Source organism: Asanoa sp. WMMD1127 (assembly GCF_029626225.1).
Classification (GTDB): Bacteria; Actinomycetota; Actinomycetes; order Mycobacteriales; family Micromonosporaceae; genus Asanoa.
The window spans coordinates 628,486-644,703 of record NZ_JARUBP010000001.1; the positions used below are offsets into that span (position 1 = coordinate 628,486).

The 16,218-nt window shown below is 73.2% G+C and carries 19 protein-coding genes and 1 pseudogene; 8 read left to right on the forward strand and 12 right to left on the reverse strand.

From position 1 onward, the window contains the following. Positions 1 to 2: 2 nt before the first annotated feature. From O7635_RS03110 to O7635_RS03135, 6 genes and pseudogenes are all read right to left on the reverse strand, one after another. Positions 3 to 671, reverse strand: a pseudogene (locus tag O7635_RS03110) (MIP/aquaporin family protein); the annotation flags it as partial. After that, a complete protein-coding gene (locus O7635_RS03115) occupies positions 671 to 1,087 on the reverse strand; it encodes an arsenate reductase ArsC (RefSeq protein WP_278078883.1) in 417 nt (138 codons plus the stop codon). The gene O7635_RS03115 and the pseudogene O7635_RS03110, both read right to left, overlap by 1 nt. Further along, the gene (locus O7635_RS03120; protein WP_278078884.1) at positions 1,084 to 1,752 is read right to left on the reverse strand and encodes a helix-turn-helix domain-containing protein; all 669 of its coding nucleotides are present in this window, start codon (positions 1,750 to 1,752) and stop codon (positions 1,084 to 1,086) included. Before O7635_RS03120 ends, O7635_RS03115 begins: the two co-directional genes overlap by 4 nt. Before the next feature lie 75 nt (positions 1,753 to 1,827). Continuing rightward, the gene (locus O7635_RS03125) at positions 1,828 to 2,613 is read right to left on the reverse strand and encodes an ABC transporter permease (RefSeq protein ID WP_278078885.1); all 786 of its coding nucleotides are present in this window, start codon (positions 2,611 to 2,613) and stop codon (positions 1,828 to 1,830) included. Then, on the reverse strand, positions 2,610 to 3,557 hold the full coding sequence (locus O7635_RS03130; protein ID WP_278078886.1) for an ATP-binding cassette domain-containing protein: 948 nt from the start codon (positions 3,555 to 3,557) through the stop codon (positions 2,610 to 2,612). The genes O7635_RS03125 and O7635_RS03130 overlap by 4 nt, the downstream gene beginning before the upstream one ends. Positions 3,558 to 3,567: 10 nt before the next feature. Beyond that, a complete protein-coding gene (locus O7635_RS03135) occupies positions 3,568 to 4,356 on the reverse strand; it encodes a GNAT family N-acetyltransferase (protein WP_278078887.1) in 789 nt (262 codons plus the stop codon). An 84-nt stretch (positions 4,357 to 4,440) separates the two neighbouring features. Between O7635_RS03135 and O7635_RS03140 the strand changes: the two genes are divergently transcribed. From O7635_RS03140 to O7635_RS03160, 5 genes are all read left to right on the forward strand, one after another. Beyond that, positions 4,441 to 5,379, forward strand: coding sequence for a LysR family transcriptional regulator (locus O7635_RS03140; protein WP_278078888.1), 939 nt, complete (start codon positions 4,441 to 4,443; stop codon positions 5,377 to 5,379). Positions 5,380 to 5,416: 37 nt separating this feature from the next. After that, entirely contained in the window at positions 5,417 to 6,091 is a 675-nt protein-coding gene (locus O7635_RS03145) for an STAS domain-containing protein (RefSeq protein ID WP_278078889.1), read from the forward strand. A 261-nt stretch (positions 6,092 to 6,352) separates the two neighbouring features. After that, on the forward strand, positions 6,353 to 7,090 hold the full coding sequence (locus O7635_RS03150; protein WP_278078890.1) for a hypothetical protein: 738 nt from the start codon (positions 6,353 to 6,355) through the stop codon (positions 7,088 to 7,090). Positions 7,091 to 7,150: 60 nt separating this feature from the next. Then, positions 7,151 to 7,480: a hypothetical protein gene (locus tag O7635_RS03155; protein ID WP_278078891.1), complete on the forward strand. Its 330-nt coding sequence runs from the start codon at positions 7,151 to 7,153 to the stop codon at positions 7,478 to 7,480. Continuing rightward, a complete protein-coding gene (locus O7635_RS03160) occupies positions 7,477 to 8,109 on the forward strand; it encodes a methyltransferase domain-containing protein (protein WP_278078892.1) in 633 nt (210 codons plus the stop codon). The genes O7635_RS03155 and O7635_RS03160 overlap by 4 nt, the downstream gene beginning before the upstream one ends. Here O7635_RS03160 and O7635_RS03165 read toward each other — a convergent pair. Together O7635_RS03165 and O7635_RS03170 are read right to left on the reverse strand one after the other, a co-directional pair. Then, positions 8,090 to 8,506, reverse strand: coding sequence for a GNAT family N-acetyltransferase (locus O7635_RS03165; protein ID WP_278078893.1), 417 nt, complete (start codon positions 8,504 to 8,506; stop codon positions 8,090 to 8,092). The genes O7635_RS03160 and O7635_RS03165 overlap by 20 nt on opposite strands. Continuing rightward, the gene (locus tag O7635_RS03170) at positions 8,503 to 9,894 is read right to left on the reverse strand and encodes an MFS transporter (RefSeq protein ID WP_278078894.1); all 1,392 of its coding nucleotides are present in this window, start codon (positions 9,892 to 9,894) and stop codon (positions 8,503 to 8,505) included. Before O7635_RS03170 ends, O7635_RS03165 begins: the two co-directional genes overlap by 4 nt. Before the next feature lie 97 nt (positions 9,895 to 9,991). Between O7635_RS03170 and O7635_RS03175 the strand changes: the two genes are divergently transcribed. Beyond that, positions 9,992 to 10,570 (forward strand): TetR/AcrR family transcriptional regulator, encoded by a 579-nt coding sequence (locus O7635_RS03175; protein ID WP_278078895.1) that lies wholly within the window; start codon positions 9,992 to 9,994, stop codon positions 10,568 to 10,570. Here O7635_RS03175 and O7635_RS03180 read toward each other — a convergent pair. The 4 genes from O7635_RS03180 to O7635_RS03195 form a co-directional block, all read right to left on the reverse strand. Then, entirely contained in the window at positions 10,567 to 11,484 is a 918-nt protein-coding gene (locus O7635_RS03180; protein ID WP_278078896.1) for an RNA polymerase sigma-70 factor, read from the reverse strand. The two genes, O7635_RS03175 and O7635_RS03180, sit on opposite strands and share 4 nt — an antisense overlap. Continuing rightward, positions 11,481 to 12,413 (reverse strand): NAD(P)-dependent oxidoreductase, encoded by a 933-nt coding sequence (locus tag O7635_RS03185; protein ID WP_278078897.1) that lies wholly within the window; start codon positions 12,411 to 12,413, stop codon positions 11,481 to 11,483. The genes O7635_RS03180 and O7635_RS03185 overlap by 4 nt, the downstream gene beginning before the upstream one ends. Before the next feature lie 72 nt (positions 12,414 to 12,485). Further along, a complete protein-coding gene (locus O7635_RS03190; RefSeq protein ID WP_278078898.1) occupies positions 12,486 to 13,424 on the reverse strand; it encodes a glutamate-cysteine ligase family protein in 939 nt (312 codons plus the stop codon). Positions 13,425 to 13,515: 91 nt separating this feature from the next. Further along, on the reverse strand, positions 13,516 to 14,199 hold the full coding sequence (locus O7635_RS03195; protein WP_278078899.1) for a GPR1/FUN34/YaaH family transporter: 684 nt from the start codon (positions 14,197 to 14,199) through the stop codon (positions 13,516 to 13,518). Between the two features lie 160 nt (positions 14,200 to 14,359). Here O7635_RS03195 and O7635_RS03200 point away from each other — a divergent pair, with 160 nt between their 5' ends. Together O7635_RS03200 and O7635_RS03205 are read left to right on the forward strand one after the other, a co-directional pair. Then, on the forward strand, positions 14,360 to 15,298 hold the full coding sequence (locus O7635_RS03200) for an NAD(P)-dependent oxidoreductase (RefSeq protein ID WP_278078900.1): 939 nt from the start codon (positions 14,360 to 14,362) through the stop codon (positions 15,296 to 15,298). 1 nt (position 15,299) lies between these two features. Next, the gene (locus O7635_RS03205) at positions 15,300 to 16,217 is read left to right on the forward strand and encodes an RNA polymerase sigma-70 factor (protein WP_278078901.1); all 918 of its coding nucleotides are present in this window, start codon (positions 15,300 to 15,302) and stop codon (positions 16,215 to 16,217) included. The last annotated feature ends 1 nt before the right edge of the window (position 16,218 follow it).

The following is a 16,218-nucleotide window of genomic DNA, read 5'->3' on the forward strand; positions in this document are numbered from 1 at the left end:
CGTCCCTCGTCGGGATAGAGCACGCACAGCGCCGCGACCCCCGCCACCAGACCGACCAGCTGTGCCACGACGAACCCTGGCACCGACGCCGGCGCGATGCCGGCGAAGGTGTCCGTGAGCGCGCGCCCGACGGTGACCGCCGGGTTGGCGAACGAGGTCGACGACGTGAACCAGTAGGCCGCACCGATGTAGGCGCCGACCGCCGCCGGTGTGAGCGACGCTCGGCCGGTGCGGGCGAGGGCGAAGACCAGCAACACCAGCCCGCCGGTCGCGACGACCTCACCCAACCACAGCGGCGCGCCGGCGCGTGCGTGCGTCGACACGGTGACGGCGGGCTGGTCGAACATGAGGTTGGCGAGCACACATCCCGCGCCCGCGCCGACGAGTTGCGCGACCACATAGCCGGCGAGCGCCGCCAGCCCGGAGCGGTCGCGCCGGCCGAGCCACCACTCCGCGAGGGAGACGACCGGGTTGAGGTGGGCGCCGGAGACGGGGCCGACCACGAGGATGATGACCGCGAGCGCCAGCGCGGTGGCGATCGAGTTCGCCAACAGCTGCAGCCCGACATCCCCGGGCGACAGTCGGGCGGCCATGATGCCCGAGCCCACCACGGCCGTCACGAGCAGGCCCGTGCCGAGCGCTTCGGCGAACAGGCGCCGAGCCGGCCCCATCAGCTCGCGACCGGGATGTGCAGCTCGGCCAGCAACGACCGCACGCGCCGCTCGATCTCGTCGCGAACCGGGCGCACCTCGGCGACGCCCTTGCCGGCCGGGTCGTCGAGGTCCCAGTCGACGTAGCGCTTGCCCGGGAAGACCGGGCACGCGTCGCCGCAGCCCATGCTGACCACCACGTCCGCCGCCCGGACCGCCTCGTCGCTCCACCGGTGCGGGCGCTCGCCGCTGATGTCGATGCCACGCTCCCGCATGGCCTCGACGGCGGCCGGGTTGACCTCGGCGGCCGGGGACGAGCCGCCCGACCAGCCGACGGCGCGGGCGCCCGCCAGCCGGCGGAAGAAGCCGAGCGCCATCTGGCTCCGGCCGGCGTTGTGCACGCACACGAACAGGACGGTAGGCAGGCCGGCGCTCACGCGGACGCTCCAATGAGGACGGAGGACAGGCGGTCGACACGGTCGGCGATGACCGCGTAGGCACGTTCGAAGGCCGCGTCGGTGTCGTCGCGCGCGGGGTCGGGCACGGACCAGTGCACCCGAGCGGCCGGCAGTTGCTCGTGGGCGCTGTCGCACACCGAGACGACCAGGTCGTCCGGCCCGACCACGGCGGCCACGTGCAGCGGCCGGGCACCGGCCAGATCGAGGCCGTGTCGCCGCCCCACCGCGACCGCCCGCGGATGCACGGCCGCCGCGGGATCGGTGCCCGCCGACCTCACCGGCATCGGGGCGCGCGACGCCAGCAGGGCGGCCGCCAGTTGGGACCGGGCCGAATTGTGGGTGCACACGAAGACAACCCGGGAAGCCGCCAGGGACGGTGGCCGCAGCAGGCCGGAGAGAACGTCGGGCACGAGCCGCAGATAGCTCCGCCGGCGATCGCCCTCCGAACGGCGCCGCCGGATCAGGCCCGCCGCGTCCAGCACGCCCAGATGGTGCGCCACGAGGTTGGTCGGCTGGCCGAGGAGCCGCCCCAGCTCGCCGGGTGACGCGTCGCTGAGCGCGAGCCGGTCGACGATGGCGAGGCGGGCCGGGTCGGCCAGCGCCGCATGCACCCGAGCCCGCCGCTCAACGGAATAATCGCTCATTGCCTCAATCATCGTTGAGGCATCGCGACGAAGTCAACGCCGGAGGGCGTCGGCGCCGCCCTCCGGCCCGGCGAACTACTTCGCGTCGCTGTTGAACTTCGAGGTCGCCCAGACGTAGCCCAGCACCGCCAGACCCACGCACCACGCGACCGCCAGCCAGCCGTTGTGGCCGATCTCGCTGCCGAGCAGCAGGCCGCGCAGCGTTTCGATGGCCGGCGTGAACGGCTGGTACTCGGCGATCGGCTGGAACCAGCCCGGCATCGCGTCGATGGGGACGAACGCGCTCGACAGCAGCGGCAGCAGGATCAGCGGCATCGCGTTGTTGCTGGCCGCCTCGGCGGTCGGGCTGACCAGGCCCATGCCGACCGCGACCCAGGTCAGCGCCAGCGCGAACAGCGCCAGCAGGCCCAGCGCCCCGAGCCACTCGAGCGGGCCGGCCTCCGCCGATCGGAAGCCGATGGCCACGGCGACCAGGCCCACCAGCACGACGCTCGCGACCGACTGCAGCACGCTGCCGACGACGTGCCCGACGAGCACCGAGCCGCGGTGGATCGCCATCGTGCGGAAGCGGGCGATGATGCCCTCCGACATGTCGTTGGAGACGGACACCGCGGTGCCGATCACGGTGCTGCCGATGGTCAGCAGCAGGAGACCTGGCACGACGTACGCGATGTAGGCCGAGCGGCCGCCGCCCCCGATGCCCGCGCCGAGCGCGTCGCCGAGGATGTAGACGAAGAGCAGCAGCAGCATGACCGGCGTCAGCAACAGGTTCAGCGTCAAAGACGGATATCGGCGCGCGTGCAGGAGGTTGCGACGCAGCATGGTGGACGAGTCGCGCGCCGTCAGGGCGAGGGTGCTCATCGGATGGCCTCCACGGGCTGGTTGGCGCCGGTCAGGGCGAAGAAGACGTCGTCGAGGTCGGGGGTGTGCACGGTGAGCTCGTCGGCCTCGATGCCGGCCGAGTCGAGGAAGCCGAGGATCGAGCGGAGCTCGCGCTGGCTGCCGTCGCTGGCGATCCGCAGCGCGAGCGACTCGTCGTCGCGGCCGGCGTCGGGCAGCGCCAGGGCGGCCGACTGGTAGGCGACCGGGTCGGTGAACCGCAACCGGACGTGCCCGCCGGGGATGAGCCGCTTGAGCTCGTCGGCGGTGCCCTCCGCGGCGATCTTCCCGGCGTTGAGCACGGCGATCCGGTCGGCGAGCTCGTCGGCCTCCTCGAGATATTGGGTGGTGAGGAAGACGGTGGCGCCGTCGGCGACCAGGCCGCGGACGATCTGCCACATGTTGTGGCGGCTGCGGGGGTCGAGGCCGGTGGTGGGCTCGTCCAGGAAGATGATCCGCGGGTTGCCGACCAGCGTCATGGCGAGGTCCAGCCGGCGCTTCATCCCGCCGGAATAGGTCGAGGCCGGCTTGCGCGCCGCGTCGACCAGGTCGAAGCGCTCCAGCAGCTCGGCGGCGACCCGGCGGCCCTGGCGCTTGGACAGGTGGTGCAGGTCGGCCATGAGGAGCATGTTCTCCTCGCCGGTGATCAGGTTGTCGACGGCGGAGAACTGGCCTGTGACGCCGATGGCGGCGCGGACCGCCTGCGGCTCGGTGGCCAGGTCGTGGCCGCCGACGCGGATCTCGCCGGAGCCGGGGTCGGCCGAGATCAGCGTGGAGAGGATCTTGACGGCGGTGGTCTTGCCGGCGCCGTTCGGGCCGAGCAAGGAGAAGATCGTTCCCTCGGGTACGGCGAGGTCGACTCCGGCGAGCACGACTTTGTCGCCGTACGACTTGCGTAGGCCGTACGCCGCGATGGCGTTTTTCATGACAAACCTCTTAAGGCAGGACGAGCTCGTACCTGTTGGTACGGCCGAACGGGCGGAAGCCGAGGTGTTCGCGGACGGCGAGCAGGCGCGCGTCGTCCTCGGCGGTGACGGTTTCGATCTCGTTGACGTGCGGGTGGTGCGTGCGGAGGCGCTGGACGAGCGCGGCGTTGACCCAGCGGGCCAGGCGATGTCCGCGGTGGCCGGGCAGCACGGCCGGCCCGTACTGCCGGGCCCGAGGCGGGTCGGAGTCGCCGACGACGGCCACCGCGAAGGCCGCCGGGCCACCCCCGCCGCCCGCCTCGGCGACGGTCAGCAGGGCGCTGCCCGGACTGCTCGGACGACGCAGCAGCTCGTCGACCCCGGCCGCGGCGGAGAGGTCGCCGGTCCAGTGCGTCAGCCGGTAGCCGGCGTGCTCGGTGTCGACCAGCTCACCGAGCCACGCCCCGTGCACATCGCAGTAGGTCAGCAGGTCGTGGCGCCGGGATCCGGTGTGCCGGAAGCCGTGCCGCCGACAGAACGCCTCCCCCGGTGAGCCGGCGACCACGTCCGCGAGCAGGCGCGGCCCGGCGGCCTGCGCCCGGGCGGCGGCCAGGAGCTGGGAGCCGACCCCCCGTTGACGCCACGCCGGCTCCACGTGCAGGCTCAGCTCCAGGCCGCCCGACTCCAGGCGCGGCGGCGGATCCGGCCCCAGGGCGACCACCGGCCGCAGGCTCACCACTCCGGCCGACCCGTCCGGCACCATGGCCCGCCACCGCAGGGCCGCCGGATCGGCCACGATCTCGATCAGGGCTTCACTCATGGAGATCACCATCGCGGCGGCGGCCACCAGGAACAACGCCAGATAACGAGCCGCCGCTTAAGCCACCGGTTATCGTTCCTGGCCGTGGAGCTGCGCGACATCGAGATCTTCCTGACCCTGGCCGAAGAGCTGCATTTCGGGCGTACGGCCGAGCGCCTCCGGGTGTCCCAGGCGCGGGTCAGCCAGTCGATCAAGCAGCAGGAGCGCCGGATCGGCGGCGCGCTGTTCGAGCGGACCAGCCGCAGCGTGCGCCTCACTCCCCTGGGCGAGCGGCTGCGGAACCGGCTCACGGCGGGTTACGGCGAGATCATGGCGGGCATCGACGAGGCGGCCGCCTCCGCGCGCGGCCAGGTCGGCACCCTGACGGTCGGCACCATGGACATCCAGCACCGCGAGATCGCGGCCGTCCTCGACCTGTTCCGCCAGCGGCACCCGCAGTGCGAGCTGCGGATGCGCGAGATCCTCCCCTCCGACCCGTTCGGCCCACTGCGGGCCGGCCGCGTCGACATCGGGCTGCTCTGGCTCCCGGTCCGCGAGCCCGACCTGGTCGTGGGTCCCGAGGTGTTCTTCGAGCGGACGGTGCTGGCCGTCGCCACCGACCACCCGCTGGCAGGTCGGGAGCGGGCCGAGATGGAGGATCTCGGCGACCACCCGGTCGTCTACATCGACGGACCGATCCCCGACTACGTCTGGGAGTCGCACACCCCGTCGGTGACACCGGGCGGACGGCCGGTCCGGCGCGGGCTCGCTGTGACGACCGTCGAGGAGGCCTTCACCGCGATCGGTTCGGGCCGCGTCATCTCCCCCATCGGCGCGTTCACGGCCGCCGCCCGGCGCCGCGACGACGTCACCTTCCTGCCCATCACCGACGCGCCGACCATGCGGTACGCGCTGGTGTGGCGCAGCGCCGGCGAAACATCACTCGTACGCGCCTTCGTGCGGGCCGCCGAGGACGCGACCGCCACCACCAGTGACCCGCATGCCTCCAAATTGGACGAGGTCGACGGGCCCGATCCCGAGTAGCCTGAAACGGTCGCCGTCGGCAGCGCAGGAGGTGAGCATGACCGACGAAGTCGTCCTCGACGCCACCGAGGGCGCTCTCGACGCGCACACCGCCGGCGACCTCGGCGAGGGTGTCACGCAGGCCATCGCCCTGGCCGATCTGACCCCGCACCGGCGGCTCCTGGTCGACCTCCGGCACCTGGAATCTCTGGCGGCCGCCGGCGCGCGGGCGTTGCGCGACGCCGCCGTGCGGTGTGCCGGCCACGGCGTCCAGTGCCACGTCGTCGCCCCAACCGGCCACGACTCCCGCCGGGTGCTCGACCGCCTCGACGTCGGCCCGCTGCTGCGGATCATCGACGACGACCCGACGCTCGCCGACCCGACGGACACCGGCGCCTTCGACGAGAGCTATCTCGCCGTCGAGACCCACCGGTCCGACGGCATGATCCGGCTGGTCGCGTTCGGCGACATCGACATGGAGACCGCCGACGAGCTCGAGCGGGCCCTGCACGAGGCGGTGACCGCCGAGCCCGCCCGGCCCACCATCGTCGACCTGGCCGGCGTCGCCTTCCTCGACTCCACGGGCATCAGGGTGCTGGTCCAGGCCAAGGTGCGCGCCGAGGCGCGGGGCGTGTCGTTCGGCATCACCAACCCGCAGCCCAACGTCGCGCGGGTCCTCGAGATCACCGCCGTGCTCACCGCGCTCACCGCCCTCGACCACCAGAACGGTTAGCCACCCGCCTCCCACCGTCGCGGCTCTGGCCACTGTGGACCCAACACCGCTGGTTCTGGCCGGCGAGACCGTCACTGCCCCAGCCGAACGCCGGGGCCGGGCCGCGCATCGGTCGATCCTGTTCGCGCCCGTCGTCGACGGCGACGTCCTGCCCGCCACACCGTGGTCCGCGTGGGCCACCGGGGCCGGCTGATTTAGCAGGACCACTCCTTCGCCGAATTGCGACTAGCGCCAATAGGTTTGTGATGGAAACATATTGGCATGACTACTGGAGTGGCGAGCGTCGGCAGCGACCCGAGCCGGCTGCTGGCTGACGCCCGCGCCCTCGCGCGCCGGGTCCGGGTCGCTCAACGGGTGACCTGGCTGCCGCTGCTCGTGCTGGCCGGGGTGACGCTCGGGTCGATCCCCGTCTACCTGGTCAGCCGCCCGGTCACCGGCAGCTGCCACGCCGTCGACGGCGGCGAGCTGTGCCGGATCTGGGAACCCGTGGCCGACACGTACTGGCTGGTCGCGACGGTCGCCGCCTACGCCGCGATCGCCCGCGGCTACCTCCGCGTCGTCTACGCCCGTGGGCTGGGCTCCCGGGTGCTGCCCTACATGGTCGCCGGCGGTGGGCTCGCGGTCGCGATGTTCGCCGCCGTCGCGTTCGGCGCGGGGGCGTGGATCGTCCGCGACCCGCAACAGCTGCTGGACCCGTCGCTCTTCGTCCGCGTGCTGTTCCGGCTGCTCACCCCGACCGGCGCGATCGGCCTGGCCCTGCTGGTGCTGGCCTGGCTCGAACGGCACGTGGCGCTGCTGCTGTTCGCGCTCGGCTACCTGGCGGTGGTGCTGGCGCCGGTCAGGTTCGGCTGGCTGGGCCACTGGGGCGGCGTGTGGGCCGACGGCCCACAGCTGGTCGTCAACGGCGCGGTGCTGCTGCTGGGCAGCGCCGCCTTCGCACTGGCACAGCGGTCACCCACCGCACGGACGGAAACCACTCAGCCCCGGGCGGCCGGATGACCCGCGGCTCGTGCGGGGCAAAGCCGTGCCCACCGAGGCGTGATCGACCAGACTGCTGGTGTGGACATCAACCAGATCCTGTCGACCGCGCGGGAGGCGCTGTCCGTGCGGCGGGTGTTCGGTGATCCGGTCGAGCGCGACGGCGTCACCCTCGTTCCCGCCGCGATCGTGGTCGGCGGCCTCGGCGCCGGCGGCGGTGAACGCGACCAGCAGTCGGGCGCCGGCGGCGGGGCGGGCGGGTTCGCGGTGCCGGCCGGGGCCTACAGCATCGCCGGCGGGCGCGTCCGCTGGCATCCGGCCGTCAACGCCAACGCGATCGCGGTGGCGGCGGCCGCGGTCGCCATGACCTGGCTGGTCACCCGGTCCCGCGGCCGGCGGCGGTGGTCGTGAGCGGCGAGAGCGCGACCGCGCGGCAGCGGCGGATCTGGGACAAGGCCGCGCCCAGCTACGACCGGCAGATCGCGGTCTTCGAGAAGATCTGGTTCGGCGGCGGGCGCCAGTGGCTGGGCGAGCGGGCCCGCGGCCGGGTTCTCGAGGTGGCCGTCGGCACCGGCGGGAACCTGCCCTACTACCCGGCCGACGTGACGCTCACCGGCATCGAGCTCAGCCCGGAGATGCTCGCCCGCGCCCGGCAGCGGGCCACCGACCTCGGCCGCGCGGCCGACCTCCGCGAGGGCGACGCGCAGGACCTGCCGTTCCCCGACGCGTCGTTCGACACGGTGGTCTGTGGGCTGGGCCTGTGCACGATCCCGGTCCCCCGCCGGGCGATCGGCGAGATGTGGCGGGTCCTCACGCCCGGCGGCCGCCTCCTGCTGCTCGACCACGTGGTCAGCACCTCGCGCCCGCTTTACGCGGCCCAATGGCTGGTCGAACGGCTCACCATCCGGTCGGCCGGCGAGCACCTCACCCGCCGCCAGCTACCCCTGGTCGAGGCGGCCGGCTTCGAGGTGGTCGAAACGGAGCGCCTCAAGGCCGGCACGGTCGAACGCGTCCACGCCGTCAAGCCCGCGCGGGAATGACGAACGCCATGCCCACCGACTCCGGCGCCGTCTCCGCGAAGCCGAACTTCGCGTAGAGGTGGCGGGCGGCGCCGTCGGCGATGAGCGAGACGTACGCCGTGCCGGGCGCCACCTCCCGCAGCCGCTCCATGAGCGCGCCCATGATCGCCGCGCCCACGCCTCGGCGCTGGTGCTCGGGCAGCACGCACACATCGACGATCTGGAAGGCCGTGCCGCCGTCGCCGATGACGCGCCCCATGCCCACCGGCTCGTCGCCCGCGTAGGCGATCACCGCGTGCCAGCCGCCGGCCAGCCCCGCCGCCGCCGCTACTGTCGACTTCGGACTCAGGCCGGCGCCGGTCCGTAGCCGACGATAGAGCTCCACCGAGGGCGTTTCCGCCCGCACGACGTAGGTCATCGTGCCGCCTTCGGGGTCAGCACCGCGGCGACCAGGGCCCCGACGCCGGCCACGATCGCCGCCAGCACGAAGCCGTGCTCGAAGCCACGCAGTGTGTCGCCGACGATGCTGGCCGCGGCCACGCTGGAGATGACCGCGGCCCCGATGGACGCGCCGAACTCGTGGAACGTGCTGACGATCCCCGACGCGACGCCCGCCTCGTACGGCGCCACCTGGCCGAGCGCGGTCGCGGACGAGACGACGAACAGCGCACCGGTTCCCGCCGCCGCGACGGCCACGCCGGCGGTCACGGTCACCGGGTGCATGAACAGCGCCGGCGCGGCCATTCCGAGCGCCGCGAGCAGCAGGCCGGCGACGGCGAGCGGCCGCGCGCCCGCCCGGGCGACGAGGCGGCCGGTGAGGTTGGCGCCGACCATGGTCGCGATCGCGATCGGCAGGAACAGCAGACCCGTACGCAGGGCGCCGTAACCCCGCGCGTGCTGGAAATAGAAGGTGCCCATGAAGAACACGGCGATCATCAGCGCGGTGGCCAGCAGGATGAGGAACGTGCCGGTGGCCACGGGCCGGCGCGCCAGCAACCGCAGGTCCATGAGCGGCGCACGGGACCTGCGCTGCCAGAGCGCGAACGCCGCGAGGCCCACCGCCGCCAGCACGAGCAGCCAACCGGTGGTCGGCGTGAGCCAGCCCTGGTCGCCCGCGTTGACGAAGGCATAGATCAGGGTGCCGGACGACGCGGTGACGAGCAGGGCGGCCAGCACGTCGAGCCGGACCCGCGGCGCGGCGCCGTCGAGGCGCGGCAGCATCCGGGCCAGCACGGCGAGCACGACCACTCCGATCGGCACGTTGACGAAGAAGACCCAGGGCCAGCCGGGGCCGGCGGTGAGCAGCCCACCCACGAGCACGCCGAGCGCCGCGCCGCCGCCGCCCAGCGCGGACCAGACGCCCAGCGCGCGGTTGCGTTCGTCGCCGTCGAACAGCCGCACCACCAGCGACAGCGCGGCCGGAGCGAACAGCGCCGCGCCGACACCCTGCGCCACCCGGCCGGCGATCAGCACCGCGGCCGAGCCGGCCAACCCGGTCGTCAGGGACGCGGCGGTGAACACCAGCAGGCCGGCGAGCACCACCCGCTTGGCGCCGAGCAGGTCGGCGATCCGCCCGCCGAGCAGCAGCAGCCCGCCGAACGTCAGCGTGTAGGCGCTGACCGTCCAGGTCACCGCCGCCCGGCTCAGGGCGAGGTCCGCGCCCATGTGCGGCAACGCGATCGCCACCACGGTGACGTCCAGGATCAGCATCAGCTGCGCCACACCCAGGAAACCCAACATCCGCCACCGTGCCGGGTACGCGGTCCGCGTCGCCGCCGCCTCCTCGGGCGCCTCGTTCCGGGTCATCTCCGCCAGCCTCCCCGCGCATTAACTCGTACTCTCGAATACGAGTTCCTGCGCCGAGGCTAACTCATACACCGGCGTACGAGCTAGTGTGTTCAGCATGACCACCGCCGCCGCCCGACCGCGCCGTGCGGATGCCGAGCGCAACATCGCCCGGATCGTCGCCGCGGCCCGCGCCACGCTGAGCCGCAACCCGGACGCGACCGTCGACGACGTCGCCAAGGCGGCGGGCGTCGGGCGAATGACGGTCTACGGCCACTTCCGCACCCGGCCGGAACTCGTCGAGGCGGCCCTGGTCGAGGCGTTGCGGGCCGGCGAGGAGACCCTCTCGGCGGTGGAGCTCGGGGGCGACGCGCGCGCGGCGCTCGGCCGGCTGCTCACGTCGACATGGTCGCTCGTCGCCGAGTCGTCAGCGCTGGTGACGGCCGCCGAAGGAGTGCTGCCCCAGGGGCGCCTGCGCGAGCTGCACGCGGGCCCCGCCAAGCGGGTCGAGCAGCTGATCAAGCGGGGCCAGCGGCAGGGCGTGTTCCGCACGGACCTGCCGGTCGGCTGGCTGGTCAGCTCGGCGCACTACCTGGTCAAGGGCGCGGCCGCCGAGATCCACGCCGGCCGGCTCGAACCGGCCGACGCCCCGCGCCTGGTCACCGAGAGCGTCCAGTCACTGCTGGCCGCACGCTAACTCCCACGGGCGGCGTTGGTCTCGCGCAGCACCGCCCAGTTGTCGCCCACCGGGCCCAGGTGGGCGAGCTTGTCGGGGTTGTGCACCACCCGGATCGCCTGGATCTGGCCGTCCACGATGTCCAGTGCCATCGTGTTGAGGATGCGGCCCTCGCGGTCGCGGAGGATCGCACCCGGTTGGCCGTTGACCTCGTGCGCCTCCACGATGCCGCCGATCCGGACGAACGGGGTGACCAGCGTCGCGAGGACCTTGGCCACCGCGGCCGCTCCGTGGAACTCCGGCCTCCACTGTGGAGACTTTCCGCCCGCGTCGCTGACGAGCTGCGCGTCCGCCGACAGCAGCGATCGGATGCCGCCGAGGTCGCCGTCGCGGAAGGCGTCGAGGAACCGGCTCGCGAGCTGCTGGCGCTCGTGGCGGTCGGCATCGAACCGGGGCCGCCCGGCGTCCATGTGGCGCCGGGCCCGCACCGCGAGCTGGCGGCAGGCCGCCTCCGACCGGCCCACCGCCGCCGCGATCTCGCCGAAGTCGAACGCGAACACCTCGCGCAGCACGAACACCGCGCGCTCCAGTGGCGTCAGCCGCTCCAGCAACAGCAGCGCCGCCATCGAGACCGAGTCGGCCAGCTCCGCCGCGCGTTCGGGATCCTCGTAGGGATCGGTCAGCAACGGCTCCGGAAACCACGGCCCGACGTACGCCTCGCGGCGCACGCGGGCCGAGCGCAGCACGTCGATCGCGATGCGGGTGACCACCGCTGACAGGAACGCCTTGGGCGACGCCGGCGGGGTCGGCGCGTTCGCGTAGCGCAGCCACGTCTCCTGCACCGCGTCCTCCGCCTCGCCCACACTGCCGAGAATCCGGTACGCGATCGAGAACAGCAGCGGCCGCAGGTCCTCGAACTCGTCGACGCGACTCATGCGAGTCCGTCCCGGAAGCCCTGCCGCCACGACGGATAGCCCGGCTCCCAGCCCAGCTCCCGCTTGGCCTTCGCGTTGGAGAAGCCGCGTCCCTCGGTCATCATGATCACCGCCTGGTCGCCGGCGAGCAGCCGGGCCAACCAGACGGGTACCCGCATCGGCGGCTTCGCACCCGCGCAGGCCGCGAGATGCGGCAGCCACTGGTTGGCCGGGGCGGGGTCGTCGTCGACGATGTTGAAGACGCCGCGCGCCTTGTGCTCGACGGCCAGCACGGTGGCGCTCGCCGCGTCGTCGAGGTGGATCCACGAGCTGTAGCCGGTGCCCTTGCCGACCAGCGGATATTGCCGCCGGCGCAACAGCTCCACCTGGTCGTCGGTGGCGCCGGGCCCGTAGAACGCGCCGTAGCGCAGGACCGCGCCGCCGGCCCGGACGACCACGTCCTCCACGTGCGCCATCGCCTGGAGTCCCGCGTTGGCCCGGGTGCCCGGCAGCAGGTCGAGCGGATCCTCCTCGGTCTTCACCCACCCACCTTCGCGGATGCCGTTCCAGCTGGCGTAGCCCTGCGCCACGAAGTGCGGCACCCCGGTCGCCTCGGCGGCGGCCAGCAGGTGGTCGGTGCCGGCGCGGCGCAGCCGGTTGGTCTGCGCGAACCAGCGGTCCGGGTGCTTGATGTCGGGCTTGCCGGCGTGCGCCATCGAGATGGCGGTCATCTGGTGCACGATCACGTCCGGCCGGGCCGCGGCGACCGCCTGCCCCACCGAGGCCGCGTCGAGCCCGTCCATCACGACACCCCGAGCGCCCAGGCCGGCCAGCAGTCCCAACTTGGCCGGGCCGGTCGTCGTCGCGGTCACCTCGTGCCCCCGGGCAACCAGCTGCGGCACCAGGCGCCGCCCGAGCACACCGCTGCCTCCGGCCACGAACACGCGCATGATCATCACTTCCCCGTGTCGACTGACTTGGCGTTCGTCAACCGAGACGAGGCAGCCCGCCGGGCTGTGACATCACCTCCAGGGTCGCAGCGTCTGGTCGGCGACGGCGTCGAGCACCTGCGGCACGCTGCCCGTGCGGCGCAGCACGGCCCGCTGCCTGGTCGCCCCGTTGCCGTGCCGCCGCAGCTGGGCCAGCCCCCCGTCGACCAGCTCCGCGTCACCGGCCAGCGCCGGACGGACCAGCGCGGCGAGCTCGTCGACGAGCTCCCAGGCCGGGCGGAGCTGTCCGGCGAACGGATCGACCAGCTCACCGTCGAGACCGCTGTGCGCGGCGCGGCGGTAGGCCACCGACAGCACGCCGTCGCGCAGCCGCGGCGCCGGACGACCCGCCCGGATATCCGCGACCGCGGTGGCGACCAGGCCACGGACGAGACCGGCCGCGAGTACGGTCTCGGCGGTGGTCAGGCACACGTCGCCGGCGTCGACGTCGACCGCCGGGTCGGCTGGCCACGGGCTGGCGTGCCAGAACGTCGTCCGACGGTCGAGCAGCCCGCGGATCGACCGCCAGCTCGCCTGACCGCTGTCGGCGCCCAGGTGGAGCGGCGAGTTGGCGGTGATCGCGTGGATGACCGGCAGCCAGACCCGCAGCCGCTCGCAGACGTCGGTGGCGACCGCCCGGTCGGGCACGCTGACGCGTACCCGGCAGCCGGCGACCGCGGTGTCGCGGTACATCCCTGGCTCGATGTCGGACACCGGCGTCGCACCGATCGCGGTCAGCCGGGCGCCGGCGCCGTGCGCGGCGACGGCGGCGGCCCACCGCATCTTGTCGAGCCGTTCGCCGAGCTCGGCGAGGTCGCCGTAGGGCCGCGTGGTCACCACCCGATGGCCGAGCGGCACGCCCCCGCCGTCGTCGGGGTCGAGCAGGAGGAACTCCTCCTCGACGCTGACGGCGAAGGCCGGCTGGTCGAGGGTCGCGACGTCATGCCCGGCCGGACCGGGTCGCATCGTCATGGTGCACCGTTTCTGCTGGAGCGGGCCGGCCCCGCCACCGGCCCGCGGGCGACCGGACTACCCGTGGGCGACGGCCGCAAACAGCGAGCTCTCAGAGCTGCTGCCGTACGCCCGGTTCGGTGCTTATGTCGGCGACCTGGTCGGATCTGGCGCCACTCAGCGCGGTCCGACCCTTGCCGTGCCGGCCCAGCGGCAGCACCGTCCGGCCGCGCACGTCCTCGAGGTTCGCCGCCCAGGCCGCGTACATTGCGACGGCGAACAGCACCACGCCGATCACGCCGGCGGTCCTTTCCCACGCCACCGAGCCGCTCAGCTCATAGCTGGCGGTGGCGAAGAAGCGCAGGGCGGCGAGCAGGAACACCAGCGCGGGTACGAGCTTGCCGAGCGCCGCCGACAGCGCCAGGAGCGTCATCACGCTGCCGGAGACCAGCAGGAACAGGCCGAGGGCCGGGCTCGTGGCGCCGGGACGGGACGTCACGAGGACGAGCCCGACGACGAGCCAGGTCAGCGCCAGCGTCGCCATCGCCGTGCCGATGGTGCCGTCGCGGGCCAGCAGGCTGAACACGGCCGCCACGAGCTGGGCCACGAAGGCGAACCCGATCAGGGCCAGCGCGACCTGGTGGCCCTGGTCGGCGCCGATCCAGCCGAGCTGCAGGCCACTGAGTGGCAGCGTCGCCCCGGCCAGGCCGAAGAGCCCGATCGAGGTGGGTGCGCCGACCGGCCGCAGGACGATGGTGAGCCGGTCCCGCGGGCCGGGTTCCGCCGTGGTGGTCATGTCCGGACGCTATCGCCGACCCATCGCCAGAACCGGTCAACCGCGCGGAAAGCGCCGTTTGTCCCGATCCACCACGGCGTACTGTGACCTGGGTAACCGCCGTTCATGACAGGCCAGGACGTCTCGTCTCTATCGCATAGGCAACGACGAAGGAGACGTCATGAAGATCTTTCTTGCGGGCGCATCCGGAGCGATCGGACGCGAGCTCGTCCCCATGCTGGTGGCACGCGGCCACGACGTGGTCGGCACGACCCGCTCGACCACCAAGACGTCGGCCCTGCGGGCGCTCGGCGCCGAACCCGTCGTCGTCGACGCGCTCGACCCGGACGCCGTCGCCGACGCGGTGGCCAAGGCCGAGCCCGACGTGATCGTGCATCAGCTCACCGGGCTGAGCGGCAGCCTCCGGCAGGCGAAGCAGATGATGGCCAACACCAACCGGCTCCGCACGGAGGGCACCGACCACCTGCTGGCCGCGGGACGAGCCGTCGGCGTACGCCGGTTCGTGGCCCAGAGCTTCGCGGGTTGGATGGAGCGGGCGGGCGGGCCGGTCGCCGACGAGAACGGCCGGCTCGAGCCCAACCCGCCGGCCGACGCCGCGCCGCTGGTGGCCGCGTTGCGCCACCTGGAGGAGGCGGTGACCGGCATCGGCTGGGCCGACGGCATCGCCATCCGCTACGGCGGGTTCTACGGTCCCGGCACCGACCTCGACTCCGCACCGGACGCCGTCATGGGCGGACTGATCCGCAAGCGGCGCTTCCCGATCATCGGCAACGGCGCCGGAATCGCGTCGCTGGTGCACATCACCGACGCCGCCGCCGCGACCGTGTCGATCATCGAGCGCGGCCGGCCGGGCATCTACCAGGTCGCCGACGACGAGCCGGCGCCGGCCAACGAGTGGCTGCCGGCGATGGCCCGGGCGCTCGGCGCGAAGCCGCCGCGGCGGGTGCCGGCCTGGCTCGTCCGCCCGCTGACCGGCGCGGCCGCCGTCGACATGATGACCCGCGCCCGGGGCATCTCCAACGCGAAGGTCAAGCGGGACCTGGACTGGACGCCCCGCTATCCGAGCTGGCGCACCGGATTCGTCGAGGGACTGAGCTGACGTGTCCACATCGGAGCTGTACGGCGAGCTGCGGCCCCGGGCGATGGCCATCGCCTACCGGATGCTCGGCAGCGTCGCGGAGGCCGAGGACGTGGTGCAGGAGGCGTTCCTCCGCATGCACCAGACGCTGGAACGGGACGAGCCGATCGCCTCGCCGCGGGCGTACATCGCGACGCTCGTGACCCGGCTCGCCATCGACCAGCTCCGGTCGGCCCGCCACCGACGGGAGAGCTACGTCGGTGAGTGGCTGCCGGAACCGCTGTCCACCGGCCCGTCGCCGGCGGACCAGGTCGAGACCGCCGACTCGCTGTCGCTGGCGTTCCTGGTGCTGCTGGAGAACCTGTCGCCGGCGCAGCGGGCCGCGTTCCTGCTGCGGGAGGTCTTCGACTACCCGTACGCGGAGGTGGCCGGCATCATCGACACCGATGTGGACAGCGCCCGGCATCTGGTGGCCCGGGCCCGGTCCCACGTCCAGGAGCGACGGCCGCGCTACTACGCGTCCCGCCAGGACCGGACCGAGCTCGCCACCCGCTTCTTCGCCGCCGCCGAGCACGGCGACCTGCCGGGGCTCGAGGCGCTGCTGACCCAGGACGTGGCGCTGCACGCGGACGGTGGCGGCAAGGCGCCGGCCAACGTGCACCCGGTCAACGGCCGCGAGCGCGTCGCCAAGGCCCTGATCACCGGTCTGTCCACGCTGCCGCGCCTCGGCGTGCGCATCGAGGTCACCGACGTCAACGGCCAGCCGGGCGCGATGGCCTTCGACACCGGGAACCGCCTGATCGCCGTCGTCGGCCTCGACATCGTCGAGGGCCGGATCCAGACGATCCACGCCGTCGTCAACCCCGACAAGCTGCGCCACCTCGACGAGGTCGGCGACCTGGCCGGCCTCCAGCGAGCCGCGCGCAAGCGCCGCCGCTGAC

What these genes read in the sequence shown, in the direction of transcription:
- O7635_RS03180 (WP_278078896.1), bottom strand. Translation starts at nt 11,484, where the DNA reads ATGAGTCGCGTCGACGAGTTCGAGGACCTGCGGCCGCTGCTGTTCTCG.
- O7635_RS03130 (WP_278078886.1), bottom strand. Translation starts at nt 3,557, where the DNA reads ATGAAAAACGCCATCGCGGCGTACGGCCTACGCAAGTCGTACGGCGAC.
- O7635_RS03175 (WP_278078895.1), top strand. Translation starts at nt 9,992, where the DNA reads ATGACCACCGCCGCCGCCCGACCGCGCCGTGCGGATGCCGAGCGCAAC.
- O7635_RS03125 (WP_278078885.1), bottom strand. Translation starts at nt 2,613, where the DNA reads ATGAGCACCCTCGCCCTGACGGCGCGCGACTCGTCCACCATGCTGCGT.
- O7635_RS03135 (WP_278078887.1), bottom strand. Translation starts at nt 4,356, where the DNA reads ATGAGTGAAGCCCTGATCGAGATCGTGGCCGATCCGGCGGCCCTGCGG.
- O7635_RS03190 (WP_278078898.1), bottom strand. Translation starts at nt 13,424, where the DNA reads ATGACGATGCGACCCGGTCCGGCCGGGCATGACGTCGCGACCCTCGAC.
- O7635_RS03165 (WP_278078893.1), bottom strand. Translation starts at nt 8,506, where the DNA reads ATGACCTACGTCGTGCGGGCGGAAACGCCCTCGGTGGAGCTCTATCGT.
- O7635_RS03195 (WP_278078899.1), bottom strand. Translation starts at nt 14,199, where the DNA reads ATGACCACCACGGCGGAACCCGGCCCGCGGGACCGGCTCACCATCGTC.
- O7635_RS03120 (WP_278078884.1), bottom strand. Translation starts at nt 1,752, where the DNA reads ATGAGCGATTATTCCGTTGAGCGGCGGGCTCGGGTGCATGCGGCGCTG.
- O7635_RS03185 (WP_278078897.1), bottom strand. Translation starts at nt 12,413, where the DNA reads ATGCGCGTGTTCGTGGCCGGAGGCAGCGGTGTGCTCGGGCGGCGCCTG.
- O7635_RS03170 (WP_278078894.1), bottom strand. Translation starts at nt 9,894, where the DNA reads ATGACCCGGAACGAGGCGCCCGAGGAGGCGGCGGCGACGCGGACCGCG.
- O7635_RS03150 (WP_278078890.1), top strand. Translation starts at nt 6,353, where the DNA reads ATGACTACTGGAGTGGCGAGCGTCGGCAGCGACCCGAGCCGGCTGCTG.
- O7635_RS03145 (WP_278078889.1), top strand. Translation starts at nt 5,417, where the DNA reads ATGACCGACGAAGTCGTCCTCGACGCCACCGAGGGCGCTCTCGACGCG.
- O7635_RS03200 (WP_278078900.1), top strand. Translation starts at nt 14,360, where the DNA reads ATGAAGATCTTTCTTGCGGGCGCATCCGGAGCGATCGGACGCGAGCTC.